Source organism: Oleiphilus sp. HI0067 (genome assembly GCF_001635735.1).
Genome location: NZ_LWFI01001298.1, coordinates 1 through 1,013, shown reverse-complemented (window position 1 = coordinate 1,013; position 1,013 = coordinate 1). Strand labels below are relative to the sequence as shown.

Annotated in this window: 1 protein-coding gene and 1 pseudogene; both read right to left on the bottom strand. The window is 43.7% G+C overall.

Going from position 1 to position 1,013, the window contains the following annotated elements; translation table 11 throughout:
- On the bottom strand, positions 1-428 hold a 428-nt coding region (locus A3739_RS20085), incomplete at its 3' end, for a nucleoid-associated protein (protein WP_197472461.1).
- Between the two features lie 68 nt (positions 429-496).
- Positions 497-1,013: pseudogene (locus tag A3739_RS30145) on the bottom strand (sulfate adenylyltransferase subunit CysN); the annotation flags it as partial.

Here is a 1,013-nt window from a genome sequence, read left to right as displayed (position 1 = left end):
TAGTCTACGATGGTTAATTCCGAGTTTCCGTCGAGCATAAGTCCGCTAGAATCTTCCAGTAAGAATATCCAAAACCGGTCGCCATCCGCATGTTCTTCATCGACAAATAGTACGTGTCGATCAAAAATTTCAGGGGTTTTATTAGCTAGCTCACAGAGATGATTAAGCGCATTCGTTGTCAGGCTGGCGAAGCTCAAAGAGCCATCATTAAATTCTTTTAGCCATGGCGTGAATGGTGATTGAAGTTCGGTTTCTGAGAACCTACCAAAAGCCTTGCCTGCTCTGAATTGGAACAGCTTTTTGTATTGACTAAAAAGAGCTTGATGGTCTGCGTTAGCGTCTTTGGTTTCTGTGCCAGTTAGGATTTTTGCTGGTTGGTCGTCTTGCCATCGAGTAAGGCGATGGAAAACTAAGTGTCTGATTGCCATGAGGTAAGTACTAAAAAATTAAAGGAATGAAGGTGTAGTATTTTGGCGAATACTACACCTTTTTCAGTTTAAATCGACTTAATTGCGTCAACAATTTGTGATTCAGTTTCAGCGCTTAAAGTGAGGTCAGTATTTGACTGTGCTTCGCCCGCGTAGATAACAATTGCACTCGAAGCTTTAATGGCTGTTGCAGCCTCGTTCAAGCTTTCTTGGCTAGTGAATTGAGATGCGCTCAAAGTGATAGATGTAAGACCTTGATCGAACAGCTTACGTTCAGTCGCTTGAACCAATTGTTCGGCAAGCTCTCCTGTGCACGCAATGATCTTACCTTCGTGACCAAAGCGCTTGCTACGTTCCTGGGCGGTCACTTCAGTCCATACTTGGGTGTCTGAACGGTCAGACTTGCTGACAATCATGCCCGCGCCAATCGTAACGTTGGTTAGACGGTCGATAATAATAAACGCACCGGTCGCCTTATTTTGATCATAAGGATCGAATGTCACCGCTTGATTAAGAGTCAGCTCACACAAAGAAATGCTATTTAATGCCAAGTTGTCGGCATCATTTTTCTCAAGCGTGTTAACG